Source organism: Streptomyces sp. NPDC087428 (assembly GCF_044744085.1).
Classification (GTDB): domain Bacteria; phylum Actinomycetota; class Actinomycetes; order Streptomycetales; family Streptomycetaceae; genus Streptomyces.
Genome location: NZ_JBIUXR010000002.1, coordinates 651,241 through 663,973, shown reverse-complemented (window position 1 = coordinate 663,973; position 12,733 = coordinate 651,241). Strand labels below are relative to the sequence as shown.

Below are 12,733 nucleotides of genomic sequence, written 5' to 3'. Positions count from 1 at the left end.
GCTATATGTGCGCATCATCCTGATTTCATACTCTGCGGAAGGGTTCGCCCTCTTGCGCAGGGTTTGCGAGCAGGCCGGGCACCTGCCCGTCGCCTATCTGCATGCGCGATCGCTGCGCCCGAGCGGGCCAACGCGCAGCGGTGCCGGCGACGTCGTGCGCGGGATCGTCGAGGCGCTGCCGGACGGGATGGATCTGCTGATCCCGGGCCGGAAGAACGCGTTGCCGCACATCGTCGAGGGGTATCGGGCCGATCTCATCGTCTGCTATGGCTTCCCGTGGAAGCTGTCATCGGCGATCCTTCAGTCTGCGAATCTGGGCGCGATCAATGTGCACACGTCCATGCTGCCGAAGTATCGAGGTCCTATTCCGATCAATTGGGCGATCAGGAACGGTGATCGGGAAATCGGCGTCAGTATTCACTGGATGGAGAGTGAGTTCGACTCCGGGGGAATCCTGGCCCAGGAGTCCGGGATCGTCTTGCGTGACGATGTTGTCCCCGGGTTGTTGTGGGGAGAAGTCGACCGATATATCGAGCGGCTTCTGCCCCTCGCGCTCTCGCGGGCCGTAACAGGTTTCCCCGGTACGGCGCAGGACGAGGAGTCCGCCACGTACGCGGGATGGATGGAACCCGAGTTCTCGTGCATCGACTGGGGCGCCGCCAGGGAGGAGATCCACAACCAGGTGCGTGCCATCAGGTTCGGCAGTTCGGGAAAATCCGGCCCGGTTGCCACGGTTGCTGACCGCAGGCTGCGGGTTGTACGCACGTCGTTGCAGCCGGCGGACGGAATCAAGATGATGTGCGGGGACGGGCCCGTGTGGATCACGGAGTCCGTACCCGTGGCGGACTCTGAATCCTGAACGGATACCGAAACCGCCGCATGTCAGGTCGGGTCGGGCGGCGTTGCCTGAGTCAGAGCACGGCGGAACCGCGTGAGCTTGTCTCTGATCACCGTCGTCCACGGGTGCTCCGGACCGAGTACTCGCTCGCGCCATTCCCTGACGACCGTCGCCTGTTCGACTGCCTCCCGGTGCTCGCCCACGGCGTGCAGGACACTACTGAGCAGGCTTCGTGCCGCTAGCGTGATGGGGTAGTCGGCTCCGAAGCGGTGTTCGTGCGCAGCCAGCGCACGGCGGGCCAACGGCAGCGCTTCGGCGTGGTGTCCGATACTGAACAGCGCCCCCGCGCAGTTGAGTTCGGCCGACAGAGTGATGGGATGGTCTGCGCCGAGTTCACGCAGGCAGTCGGCGACCAGGGCTGGTCCCAACGGTGCCTCGCGCTCCAGATCCGGTCCGGGCGGCAGTTCGAGCAGACATGCCCTCGCCTCCAGCGTCAGCGGGTGCCACGGGCCCAGCAGGGAGGCTCGCCCGGCCGCCGCCCGATGCATCAACTGCACCGCTTCCGCGGGCCGGTCGAGCCACGTCAGCGGACGGGACAGGTGGAGGCAGGTGGTCAGGGTAGCCGGAGCCTCGGGCCCGCAGACCCGTTCGAGGTCGTCGAGCAGCCTGCGGTGGACATTCGCCGCCTCCTCAAGGCGTCCCAGACGATCGGTCGCCTTCCCGATCCGCTGCCGCAGACGCAGTACCAGGAGGTGATCAGCGCCCAGTCGTCGGCGCACGAGATCCGTCGCCTGTTCGGCCGCGGCCAGCGCAGAGGCGTAGTCGCCGGAACGATGCTGGGCCGTCACCAGGAGCAGTGCGCAGGTGGCCGCAGTCTCGACGGTGCCGACCGCGATCTCGGGCCAGGTGATCACGCGGCGAAGCAACCCCAGGACGTGTGGCGCGAGAACCGTGAGTCGGCCGTCGCGCAAACCCCGTTCCGGTGACGCGGGCAGGCAACGCAGCAGAAGTCCGGCCGCTGCTGAAGCGGTTCGGTCGCGTTCACCGGCCGGGGTGACGCGCGCGACGCTGTCGAGAAGCACCCCGTGCGTGCGCAGGCAGCGGATGTCGCCGGGAACGAGTTCGGTGAGCGAGTGGTCGAGCAGTCCCCGAAGCGCCAGTTCCACCCTGTCTGCAGGCAGCGGCAGGTCGAGCCGGACGTCGGCCAGCAGCGACAGAGGCAGCGGGTCGCTCGACCAGCAGGCCAGTAGGCGGAGCAGGGTGACAGCCTCGGGCAGGTTCTGCCCGACCAGGGAGTTCAGCGAGAGCTGCCACGTTCCGCTCACCAGGTGACGTGAATCGCTGCTCGCGTCGGTGGCGCCTTGGTCGATCAGCTCGATGGGATCCTGACGCTCCTGCAGACGACGCCCGTACTCCTCCATCGTCCAGGGGGTGATGACCTGGTGTGCCAGGAACCCGCCGGCCAGGGTCAGAGCAAGTGGCAGGCGGCCGAGGCGGTCGGCAATGGCGGCCGCGTCGTCGGCGGAACCCGTGCCGGGGGCCAGATCGCGCAGAACCTGGGCCGCCTCGTCACGTGGCAGGACACCTACATGCAGCAACTCGGCGGCGGGCCACCAGTGGCCGGCGGCCTGCCGTGTGGTCACGAGGACGGTTCCGCGCGGGCTGGTACGCAGCCACCCACCGTCCCGCAGCACCGCGGGGTCGTCGGCATTGTCCAACACCAGCAACCATGGCAGGTCGGACCGGTCGAGATAGTCCCAGACCAAGTCCGCAGCCGCGCGCAGGCCGTTACGTGCGGCCAGCAGCTCGCCGTCTCCGGCACCTCGGTCGGCGGCCACCGCGAGCATCCCGGCCCGCAGGGATGCCTGATCCGAAGCGTTGACCCACAGGCCCAGGCGTCCGCGTTCCCGTGTGGCGTGTTCGAAGACTGCACACGCCACAGACGTCTTGCCGCATCCTCCCAGGCCGTGCAGGACAAACACGGTGTTTCCGGCGTCCCCGGTCGTCGCCTCCTTCAGGCGCCCAAGGAGTTCGTGGCGATCCCGGAGGATGGCCGGTGCTCGGCCGATGGGCGGACGCCGCACCGAGTCCGGGCCGGTCCAGGCGGGGCCGTGATGATGGTGCTCGATGATGTGCTGGTCGCCCGCTGACTGGTAGACGCGCCCCTGGTCGGTGGCCTGGCCGTCGTTGCGGCCGGTCACCGCTCGTCGACGTTCAGGTCGCGGCCGGCCTGGTACACGCGTGAGCTGCCAGAAGCGGTCGCGCGTTGGGTGACGGACGCGGTGGTGTGTGTATGAGGCGTGAGTTCAGCCAGCAGGGAGCGCAGTTCCGCCGTCAGCTCGGGGTGGGCGACGAGGAGACGGCGGATACGGCCTCGCCACTCTGCCGCGACTTCACGCTCGGTCCCCTCTTCACCGTCAGCCTGCGCATCGAGGAGGTCCTGGCGCGACGCGTCGAGCTGGGCAGCGACGTTCTCCTCGTGGTCCGGCCGGGCACGTCGCCACAGCGCGATTACCCCGTTTCGCGTGCCGGCCCACGCGTCGGTCGCCAGCAGCGTCGCGATCGTCGTCCCGGCTGTACCCGCTAATAGGGTCATCTCCGCGTCCATTCTCTGCCCTCCCTCGATATGGTCCAGGCTTCGACTCTAGAGAGTCGACGGGGTGTCAGTACACCGGGCCGAGGCAGGTGCTTCTCGCCGCTGTTGTCCTTGCCCCGGGGCAATCACCGCAACGAACCCTTGCAATGGACCTGTCGTTACCAGGGGCCGCTGGTTGCCTTTGCCTCCAAGCGAGCAAGATTGACGCCACCCTAAAGGCTTGTCCCGCAAATGGTTCGCCAAGCAGGGTGTCCGGCATGACTTGGTACGGTCTTCTACATTTGGATGGCGGGTAGGTGTAGTGGGCCTCGGATTTCCTGGAGGCCGAGCGGTGCGGTTCGTCTGCCGGAACTTTGGACTGTCGGATCTGCCGCGGCGCGGTCCCGCCGCACACGAGGCTCCCCTGGAGGTGCTTCTCCTTGACATCGAGGCAGAGCTGTCCATCTGGGAAGAGGGGAGGGCGGTGTGGTCCGAGGCGGCTTTTCCCGTTGCTGAGCTTGCGTACCATCTGGCGCTCTGGTTCCAGAGCCGGGCCGCAGGCCGGGAGGGTTTCGAGTTCGACTCGATGCAAGCGGATGTGGGACTGATCCGCATCGTTGGCTCCGATGGAGGCTGGCGAATCGGCTCCGACTTCACGCCCGGCTTCTGGACGTCGCCCGTTGCTTGGGATGTTCTTCTGGTGGAGATCAAGCGGTTCGGCCGTTCCGTGCGTGAGGGAGCCGCTGCGATGGGTATCGAGCCGTCCTTCATCCCAGAGGTCTGACGGCTCTTCCGTCCGGTCGGTACCGGATGGAATGATCAAGATGTGGCTGGTGTGATCACGGCGTCAGAGTCGTCTTGGATAGGTCCGTTCACTGGGCTGAGCCCACGCCAGTTCGCAATGCTTTGGAGGTAACGAGCTGGCCGGACCTGACTGCTTCCACCGCGGAGACGAACTCTTCCGGCGGATCGTGTTTGGTCAAGTAACCGAGGGCTCCGGCCTGGAGCGCATCGGCCGCATCGTCCCACTCCAGGGAGCCGGACAGGGCGATGATCCTTACCTCCGAGGCGAGCTGCTCGATGACCTCGAAGGGATGATCGAGCCTGTCCAGGTCGAGGACCAGAAGGTCGTACAGAGAGGGAGCGGGGAGGTCTGCCGGTTCGTCGACGTCGGTGACCACGTGCAGACCACTCTGCATGGCATTGATCAGCGCGGTGAGTCCTGCTCGGACCAGGAACACGCTGACGATGGCGACGCCTGTGACCGGTCGGGTCTCATGGGCTTCTACCTTGAGGGGGCGCGGTGCGGCCGACGTTGCGGGCGAGGCCGGCCTGGGTAGGGGGAAGTCCAGCAGTGAGGCGAGGTAGCGGCGTCCGAGCGGTTGCCCGCGCCAGCAACGTTCGGTTGGCAAAGGTGCTCTGCTGATTCCTCGCAGCGGGTGCCACAGGCCGTTGGCCAGCCCGCTCATGATGTCTTCCCCTCGGTCCGACGTTCGGTTTGCTGTCCTGCCGAAGTTGGTACGGAGCCCATGAGCGCCGCAGCGAAATCGGCGTTCTCGGCCTCCGCGGCACGCCCTGCGATCGTGTCGCGAATTCTGTGACTGGTCGCGAGCTGTCTCAGGAGGGCGGGCGCGGAGGCCCCAGCCGCGATGGCGGCGCCTACGCCGACAACCTGACTGTGGAGCGCCCAGCCGGCGGCCGCGCCAAGAAGAACCCGGCTCACGGCGACTAGGGGGTCCGCGATCGGATCCATGAACCTGGAGATCGGTGGCAGTCTGCGTCGTCGAGCTACACGGGCGCGGCGTCGCGCTTCCTGCCAATCAATCAAGCGGCCAAAGGTGGTGACGGCTTCTACCAGTAAGCCGCCCAGAGCGCCGTACCCAGCGGCGTGGGCCCAGTCCATATTCCTCCGTTGGTCACCGGTAGCAGACCCCGTGTCACAGCGTGATGGAAACATGTCAGGCGCCTCCTTGTACACCACGCCTTCCGAGTGCCGCTGTTCTGTCTCAGCGAAGTCGATCGTCACTGACTGACCTGTGCGGAGTGAGTCGTCTGGACTCAGTTCGATGAGACGGGCGGTCTGTCTTATGCGTCATTCGGGGTCAGAATCTGTGCCAGATCCGATGTTCTGTGGCTTTCCGTGATGAGAGGCGGGGGCGTGGACTACTTCGCCGTACTGGCGCCTGACGGCGGCGAGAACACGCAGAACTCGTTGCCTTCCGGGTCGGTGAGTACGACCCACCGGAATCCGTGTTCAGTCTGCTCTCCAGAGGATTGTTGGGCACCGAGCCGTTCGAGTCGGTCGACCTCGACGGCCAGATCGGCGGTGCCGAAGTCGAGGTCGAGATGCATTCGGTTCTTGCCGTGCTTCTGCTCTGGGACATGCTGCAAGAGCAGAATTGGCGCCGGCGCGGGCCCGGTCAGGCTGAGGTAAGGAGGTGCGTCGAGGGCGCGCCGGTATTCCAGCGGTGCGAGCGCGGCGAGCCAGAACCTCGCTTGCGCCTCGGTATCAACACAGTCCAGCGTCACGACGATCTGCATTCGGGAAATATAGGAGAATGCGCTCGCCTGCACGACTCATTTTCCGATGACTGCGTCCATGTACGACAACTCGAAGATCGCCCCGGACTGCTTGCTCGTGCCGCTACAGCCATCAGTACCCCCAGCGCACTCGGACGCCCTTGGGGTGCCGTTGACGAGCGGCGATTCACCTATCAAATAGCCCGTCAGTAGCTTTCGGATCGAAGGTTGGACAAGCGAGGGACCCCGGCACACATCGACGGTTGCTGAACGACCGCTCGGCCGTCACCGGCCCCGTACCGGCCGCGCCCGGTACACCGTGACCCGGCGGCCGTGCTCGCTGACCTCGGAGCAGCGGACGAAGTGCTCCTTGAGGACACGCCATTTGGCCCGGTCGCGATCCGTGCTGGCGGATGGCGCACCGTCGTCGCTGACGACCAGAATGCGGCTCACCGTCGGCATGGCCTCGGCTATCTGTGCCGGGGTGCCCTCCACGCCGTTCATGGTGCCGGATTCCGGCGCGTCCCGGACCAGTGCCAGATCCCTGATCCCGGTGAACGCGGCGGGCGAGACAAGGGCGGTGTCACGGCGCGCCGCAGGGATGTACAGCACCGCGTCACCCGCCTCGTGGACCGCGGCGACGTCTTCCGCCGTGGCGAGCACGTCGTCGATCCGGCCGGCCGGATCGCGCAGTGACAGCTGGACGGGGATCAGCCCGAGGAAGGCGAGGGCCATGACCGCGACGATCAGCCGGTGTGGCGGTGTGCGCAGACGGAACGTGAGCGCGCGGCACGCCGCGCCGATGAGCAGGGCGAGCCCGAGGTAGCTGAACAGGACGTAGCGGGTGAGGTAGACGGGATGGGCCAGCGAGGCCGCCAGTAACAGGAGTTGGGGGACGGCGAGCAGGGGCGCGGCCATCGCCGTGAGCGGGACCCGGGTGCGGCGGGGCGTGCGGAGGTCCGTTCCCGGCCGGGCGAGCCAGGAGCAGAGGCCGCCCGCGAGAAGGGTCAGCAGCAGGCCGAGCAGTGTGCTCGGGCGGACCGGAGGGATCCAGGCGACCTGCCCCGTCTGGGTCCTGCTCGCCAGGATGAGGGGGAGCGCGCCGATCACGGCGGCGGACGAGGCGGCTGCCCAGCGCAGTACGGTCGCGCGGGGCGGACGGGACAGGGCCAGTGTCACGGCGTGCGCGAACAGCAGGAGCAGCGAGAACCAGTTGAGCAGCGCGGCCAGCAGCACAACCGTGCCGTACGCCGCCCAGCGTCCCGCGCCCGGCCGGTCGATCGCCTCGACCAGCAGCAGGCAGGCCACTGCCGCACAGGCTGTCACCAGGGCGTACGAACGCCCCTCCTGCGCGTACTGCTGGACCGCGGGGATCAAGGAGAAGGCCAGGCCCGCGGCCAGTCCCGTGCACGGGTCGGCCAGCCGGGCGCCCAGGAGGGTGATCACGGCGGCGGCGCCGGCCATCGCGAGGACGGAGGGCAGCCGCAGGGCGAGGAGGCCGTCTCCGAAGACGGCGAAGACGCCGTGCGCGAACAGGTAGTAGAGGCCGTGGACGACCTCGGCCGTGTCCAGCAGGTGCCAGATCTCGGGGATGCTCCTGTGGGCCACCTGCCACGTCGCCGCCTCGTCACGCCACATGCTGTTCTCGCGGGTGATCCCCCACAGCCCGAGTAAGAGGCTGAGGGCCGCGGGACCGGCCGCGAGTGTTGTTTTGGGCATGGCGAAGCTCCGGCTCGGCGTGAAGGGGGAGGCGACCGGAACCCCTGACAGCCGTCGGAGGGCTCCGACTACCTTCAGCACGCTAAGCGGCGGCGGTGATCGGCGTCGTCACCTGCGCGGACGACCCCGAGGGCCGCGCAGGAGCTACGCGAGGCGGGTCCGGGTCCCTCGCAGGTACTACGCCGGGACCGGCGTCGGTCGTACGCCGTAGTCCTCGGTGCTGGAGTCCGGTTCCGGGCCCGGCCCTGGGGCCTGTATGGGGTTGTTCCGCGGCGTCACGGGGCGGGAACGGAACCGGACTCGCCCGGCGCGTCCGCCGGGAGTTCCGCCGTCACCACGAAGCCGCCCCCCGGTCCCGGGCCCGCGTCCAGGGAGCCGCCCGCCGTCGCCAGGCGTTCGGTGAGGCCCTTCAGGCCTGTGCCGCCGATGCCCGGGGTGGCCGTTGCCCCGGCCGGCGGGCCGGTGCCGTCGTCGGTGACCGTCAGCCGGACCCGGTCCGCGGTGCCGTCGATCACGAACGTGCAGGCGGTGGCGGTGGAGTGACGCAGGACGTTCGTCACGGCCTCCCGGGCCACCCAGCCGAGCAGCGCCTCCGTCTGCGGTGCGAGTGGCGGGCCCGAGCGGCGGACCGTCGGTTCGATGCCGGCGGCGGTCAGCGCGGACCTGGCCCGGTCGAGCTCGGTGGCGAGGCTCCCCTCGCGGTAGCCGGTGACCGCCTCCCGGATCTCGGTGAGAGCCTGCCGGCCGACCGACTCGATGTCGGCGACCTGCTGGAGTGCCTGGTCCATGTCGTGCGGCGCGAGCCTGCGCGCGGCCTCCGACTTGACGACGATCACGGAGATCGTGTGGCCGAGCAGATCGTGCAGATCGCGCGAGAAGCGCAGCCGCTCCCGTTCGACGGCGGCGCGGGCCAGTTCCTGCCGGGTGGAGCGCAGCTCCATCACGGTCTCCGACAGGGTGAGCAGCGCGGCCGTCACCGCACCGGAGATGAACGTGCCGTAGGCCAGCGTCCACGGCGTCGAGGTGCTGTCCTTGTGCCACACAGAGACGAGGCAGGCGACCACGGCGAGCACGAGCAGACAGACCGCCAGCCAGCGTCGGCGCAGGACGGTCCCGCAGGCCAGCGAGAGCAGCGGGAAGAACAGCAGCCAGCTGCCGCCGTACCCGCCCGCGAGCCCCAGCGTGACGGCGGTCAGCGCGGCCAGCAGCACGTACGTCAACGGGCTCTCGCGCGCCCTCTTGTCGAAGCCCCGGAACACCACCGAGATGTAGAGGGAGTTGAAGGTGAACAGGCCGATGCCGCCGATCCAGGGGTTGGGGGCATCGCCCTGGAACAGATTGGAGAAGGCGCCCAGGCCCAGCAGCAGCCAGGGGAGCAGGACGTAGGGCCCGGGAGGTCCCGGACGCCGGTGCTCCCTCCGCCACTGCCGTCGCTCCGCACGCCGCCTTCGCCGTACCTCGCGCGCTTGTGATCCGTTCCCGAACATGCTCGCTCCCGTCACACGGTCCTCGCGGACCGACGGTACGAGACCACGGCGTACGTGCCGAACAGCAGCAGCCACGCGGCGAGTACACCGATGGTCGTGGCGCCGGGCGCGTGGCCGTCGGTGGCGGCCCAGCCCAGTTCCGCGAACCGGTTGGCGGGGGTGAACCCGCCGACGGAGCGCAGCCGGCCGGGGAGCAGTTCCAGCGGGAACCACAGTCCGCCGACGACGGCGAAGCCCATCAGGCACGCGACGTTGACCACGCCGGTGCCCTGCGGGGTCAGCCGGTAGCCGTTGCCGATCCCGAGCAGGGTGAAGGGCAGGGCGCCGATCCACAGCAGCAGGACGAGCGCGGCCCACTGCCAGGCGCCCAGCCGTACCCCGTTGAGCAGCCCGCCGGCCAGCAGCACGGTGAGGATCGTCGGGAGCACCGTCACCGAACCGCTGACCGCGCGTCCCACGACCGCCTGCGACGGGGAGAGCGGGGTGACCCGCAACTGCTGGAGCCAGCCCAGCGACTTGTCGGAGGCGACCCCCGTACCGATCGACATCGCGGAGCCCAGCGCCCCGTACGCGGCCATGCCGACCATCGCGGTGGTCTTCCAGCCGTCGACGCCCTCGCCGCCCCCGATGTTGGTGAAGAGCAGATACATCATCACCGGCATCCCGGTGCCGAAGATCAGGAAGAAGCCGTCGCGCAGGGTCCGGCGGATTTCGAGCACGATGTACTGGAACATCAGACGGTCTCCTTCCGGCCGGTCCGGCTCTCCGGAGCCGCGGCCGTAGAGGTGAGGGAGAGGAAGGCGGTCTCCAGCGTGGCGTGGGAGACCGCCAGGCCCCGGACCAGGCCGAGGCGGGCCAGCTCCACGACGGTGGCGTCCGAGTCGTCCGTGTGCAGCAGCGCGCGGTCCCCGGTCACCTCGACGGTGGCGACGCCTGGCAGCAGCTCAAGGCCCTCGGTGGGCCGGCCCGCCAGGTCGAAGGAGACCTGGTGGTGACCGGCGGCGCCCTTGATGGATTCGCCGCTGCCGTCCGCGACGATCCGGCCCCGGTCGATGACGACGATCCGGTCGGCGTTCTCGTCGGCCTCCTCCAGGTAGTGGGTGGAGAAGATCACCGTGTTGCCGCGCCGGGCGTAGGCGCGCATCGAGTCCCAGAAGCCGCGGCGTCCCTCCACGTCCAGGGCCGCGGTCGGCTCGTCCAGCACGATCAGTTCCGGATTTCCGGCCAGTGCGACGGCGAACCGGACCCGCTGGATCTGGCCGCCGGAGAGCTTGTCGATCCGCCGGTTCGCGTACTCCGCGACGCCCGCCAGGTCCAGCGCCTCGGTGACCGGCATCGGGTGCGGGTAGGTGGAGGCGACGAAGGTGATCAGCTCGCGGACGGTCACCCGCTGGATGGGCCGCCCGTCCTGGAGCATCGCGCCGACGAGACCGGCCCGGACCGCTTGTCCGGGGGAGCGGTCCAGTACCCGCACACTGCCGGAGTCCGGCTCGTCCAGGCCGAGCAGCAGGCTGATGGCGGTGGACTTCCCCGCGCCGTTGCGGCCGAGCAGCGCGACCGTCTCCCCCCGTTCGACGGTCAGTCCGATCCCGTCCACGGCCCGCACGCTCCGCCCGGCCCGGCCGAAGGTCTTCACCGCCCCGGTGAAGACCACCGCGGCCCCGTTCCCCGTTGTCTCTCTCATGTCCATGACGCTACGGAGTCGGGGCCGGGCCCCGGCAGAGGCGCATGTACGGACTCCGTGATGACAAATGTCATCGCGCGGTCGGGACAGCTCTTAGGTGGCCGAAATGTCTGTGGAGCACACGGTCTGCCGTCCGTAACGTTCTCAAAGCTCCTTCTCCAGGAGGCATGACAGGGCGGTTGCCGTCTGCGGGCAGTGATCCGGTGTGGCACTCGTCGGCCCGGGGAGGCGTCAACTCGCCTGTGTCGCCTCCAGCAGCGCCTGTGCGGGACCGATGATCCATGCACGGCTATGAGGAAGAAGGATGCAGGATGCAGGTGCTTGTCGTGAGCCCACCGAACTCCAACACCGTGTTAGACGGCGTTGCTTGCACTGTCACGCGGCCGGAGGAGCACACCGACTGGTCTGACTTCCCCAACCTCGGGATCCTCACCCTGAGCTCCGCTTTGTTATCCGTCCCCGGCGTTGAACCGGTGTACATCGACGGGACCGTGACGCCCTGGCCGGAGGTCCTCGCCTACGTCGAGGAGTACGCGGGCGACATCCTCGCACTGTGTATCAGCGCCCTGACCGCGACGTACGAGGCCGGCTTGCACTTGTGCGCTGCCGCCAAGCGTGCGAACAGCGAGATCGTCACGATCGTAGGAAACGACCACGTGACGGCGCTTACTCGTGAGTGCCTGTCGTCTCGGCGAGGAGTGATCGACTACGCGTTCGTCGGGAACGAGGTCGTCGGCGGCCTCGTAGACCTCATAGCCACCCTCAGCCGTGGCGGCACAGCCTCAGGTGGCGTCTATCCCGGCCTCGCTTGGTTTGACGGCACGGATGTGACGGTGCAAGCGCAACGCAGCGAGCCTGTCCACAGTCAGATCGACTACTCGCTGATCGATCGTGCCTTCGATCATTCGTCCCTGTACGGGAACAACTTCCGCAGCCGGGTCGTGCCGACCTTCGAGAACCTGACGGGCCGCAGGGTGAGCGCGGGAATGCCCGTGGAAATAGGTCGAGGTTGCATTAAGTTTGCCCGCAACGACGCCTGCTCCTTCTGCTCGATCCAGTTCGGCGGCATGTGGCGCAACTCCGTGCCCGACGCGGAATCAGCCTGGGAAGTGATCCGCGCGGCGCACTCGTCGGGCTACGACTACCTCTACCTGACCGCCGACGAACTGCCCCTGACCTTCGGTAGGCTGCTCAGGGAGATGGCCGCTGAACCGCCCCGATGGTGGGCGGATCTCCCCGAGGACGACCGACCGGTGATGGTGGGTTACGCGCGGGCGGACGGTCTGTCCGACGAACGGCACGCGGCCACCTTGCGTGCACTGGGCGTGCGACAACTCATGGTCGGTCTCGATGCGGGCACTCCCGTCTCCCTGCGGGCGATGCGGAAGCCCCTGGTATCGATCCGGGAGCATGACTCCGCGTTCCGGGCCGAGAAAATGTTCGACCACAACGTGAAGGCGTTGCAGTCGGCCAGGAACAACGGGCTCCTGCTCAAAGTCGGCTTCGTCATTGGCCACCTCGGCATGGACGCCGAACTGATGCGGGAGAACATCGACTCGATGAAGAACCTGCTGACCTCAGGGGCCGCTGCCATCGCCTCCCTTGACGTCGAGGTGCTGTCCCCCGAGCCCGGATCGCTGGACTTCAAGATGCTGCTTGACCCGGAACTGGCCCGTGTGAACGCCGATGAGCTCAAGCTGTCGCTGCCCAGCCGGCACGAGCACGAACTGCGTGCCAGGAAGTGGCGGGGCAAGGACATCATCGACCGGGAGGAGGCCATGGCAGACTACGTGGAGTCGGTGATGCCGGGCCTCGCTCTCGACGATCTCGCTGGGGCCAGGGCCGAAGTGCGCGACTACGGAAAACAACTCGGCATCACGGTCGGCGGCTGACAGAAGGGATTCCCCGGC

11 protein-coding genes and 1 pseudogene are annotated in these 12,733 nt (G+C 68.0%); 4 read left to right on the top strand and 8 right to left on the bottom strand.

Features of this window, described 5'->3' with window-relative positions; genetic code table 11:
• Positions 1–7: 7 nt before the first annotated feature.
• Entirely contained in the window at positions 8–859 is an 852-nt protein-coding gene (locus tag ACIO3R_RS06650) for a methionyl-tRNA formyltransferase (RefSeq protein WP_385025638.1), read from the top strand.
• Positions 860–882: 23 nt separating this feature from the next.
• Here the strand turns inward: ACIO3R_RS06650 and ACIO3R_RS06645 are convergent, their stop codons facing one another.
• On the bottom strand, positions 883–3,039 hold the full coding sequence (locus ACIO3R_RS06645; RefSeq protein ID WP_385025635.1) for a tetratricopeptide repeat protein: 2,157 nt from the start codon (positions 3,037–3,039) through the stop codon (positions 883–885).
• Positions 3,036–3,446, bottom strand: a complete 411-nt coding sequence (locus ACIO3R_RS06640; RefSeq protein ID WP_385025632.1) for a hypothetical protein — start codon at positions 3,444–3,446, stop codon at positions 3,036–3,038. Before ACIO3R_RS06640 ends, ACIO3R_RS06645 begins: the two co-directional genes overlap by 4 nt.
• A gap of 319 nt (positions 3,447–3,765) precedes the next feature.
• Between ACIO3R_RS06640 and ACIO3R_RS06635 the strand changes: the two genes are divergently transcribed.
• On the top strand, positions 3,766–4,197 hold the full coding sequence (locus ACIO3R_RS06635) for a hypothetical protein (protein WP_385025629.1): 432 nt from the start codon (positions 3,766–3,768) through the stop codon (positions 4,195–4,197).
• A gap of 42 nt (positions 4,198–4,239) precedes the next feature.
• Positions 4,240–4,320 (top strand): annotated as a pseudogene (locus tag ACIO3R_RS06630) (IS5/IS1182 family transposase); the annotation flags it as partial.
• On the opposite strand, the gene ACIO3R_RS06625 reads toward ACIO3R_RS06630, so the two are convergent.
• The 6 genes from ACIO3R_RS06625 to ACIO3R_RS06600 all read right to left on the bottom strand — a co-directional run bounded on the left by ACIO3R_RS06625 (position 4,286) and on the right by ACIO3R_RS06600 (position 10,823).
• The gene (locus ACIO3R_RS06625) at positions 4,286–4,882 is read right to left on the bottom strand and encodes a hypothetical protein (RefSeq protein WP_385025626.1); all 597 of its coding nucleotides are present in this window, start codon (positions 4,880–4,882) and stop codon (positions 4,286–4,288) included. The pseudogene ACIO3R_RS06630 and the gene ACIO3R_RS06625 overlap by 35 nt on opposite strands.
• A gap of 694 nt (positions 4,883–5,576) precedes the next feature.
• Positions 5,577–5,954: a VOC family protein gene (locus tag ACIO3R_RS06620; protein WP_385025623.1), complete on the bottom strand. Its 378-nt coding sequence runs from the start codon at positions 5,952–5,954 to the stop codon at positions 5,577–5,579.
• A gap of 264 nt (positions 5,955–6,218) precedes the next feature.
• Positions 6,219–7,652, bottom strand: a complete 1,434-nt coding sequence (locus tag ACIO3R_RS06615; RefSeq protein WP_402103930.1) for a glycosyltransferase family 39 protein — start codon at positions 7,650–7,652, stop codon at positions 6,219–6,221.
• Between the two features lie 275 nt (positions 7,653–7,927).
• Positions 7,928–9,139 (bottom strand): sensor histidine kinase, encoded by a 1,212-nt coding sequence (locus ACIO3R_RS06610; protein ID WP_402103927.1) that lies wholly within the window; start codon positions 9,137–9,139, stop codon positions 7,928–7,930.
• An 11-nt stretch (positions 9,140–9,150) separates the two neighbouring features.
• Complete coding sequence (locus ACIO3R_RS06605; RefSeq protein WP_402103924.1) at positions 9,151–9,873, bottom strand: ABC transporter permease; 723 nt, start codon at positions 9,871–9,873, stop codon at positions 9,151–9,153.
• Positions 9,873–10,823, bottom strand: coding sequence for an ABC transporter ATP-binding protein (locus ACIO3R_RS06600; protein ID WP_385346451.1), 951 nt, complete (start codon positions 10,821–10,823; stop codon positions 9,873–9,875). The genes ACIO3R_RS06605 and ACIO3R_RS06600 overlap by 1 nt, the downstream gene beginning before the upstream one ends.
• 311 nt (positions 10,824–11,134) lie before the next feature.
• Between ACIO3R_RS06600 and ACIO3R_RS06595 the strand changes: the two genes are divergently transcribed.
• Entirely contained in the window at positions 11,135–12,715 is a 1,581-nt protein-coding gene (locus tag ACIO3R_RS06595) for a B12-binding domain-containing radical SAM protein (RefSeq protein WP_402103920.1), read from the top strand.
• The last annotated feature ends 18 nt before the right edge of the window (positions 12,716–12,733 follow it).

Excerpts from the sequence above, each read along its gene's own strand:
- ACIO3R_RS06595 (WP_402103920.1), top strand. The coding sequence starts at position 11,135 with ATGCAGGTGCTTGTCGTGAGCCCACCGAACTCCAACACCGTGTTAGAC.
- ACIO3R_RS06625 (WP_385025626.1), bottom strand. The coding sequence starts at position 4,882 with ATGAGCGGGCTGGCCAACGGCCTGTGGCACCCGCTGCGAGGAATCAGC.
- ACIO3R_RS06620 (WP_385025623.1), bottom strand. The coding sequence starts at position 5,954 with ATGCAGATCGTCGTGACGCTGGACTGTGTTGATACCGAGGCGCAAGCG.
- ACIO3R_RS06615 (WP_402103930.1), bottom strand. The coding sequence starts at position 7,652 with ATGCCCAAAACAACACTCGCGGCCGGTCCCGCGGCCCTCAGCCTCTTA.
- ACIO3R_RS06605 (WP_402103924.1), bottom strand. The coding sequence starts at position 9,873 with ATGTTCCAGTACATCGTGCTCGAAATCCGCCGGACCCTGCGCGACGGC.
- ACIO3R_RS06640 (WP_385025632.1), bottom strand. The coding sequence starts at position 3,446 with ATGGACGCGGAGATGACCCTATTAGCGGGTACAGCCGGGACGACGATC.
- ACIO3R_RS06610 (WP_402103927.1), bottom strand. The coding sequence starts at position 9,139 with ATGTTCGGGAACGGATCACAAGCGCGCGAGGTACGGCGAAGGCGGCGT.
- ACIO3R_RS06600 (WP_385346451.1), bottom strand. The coding sequence starts at position 10,823 with ATGAGAGAGACAACGGGGAACGGGGCCGCGGTGGTCTTCACCGGGGCG.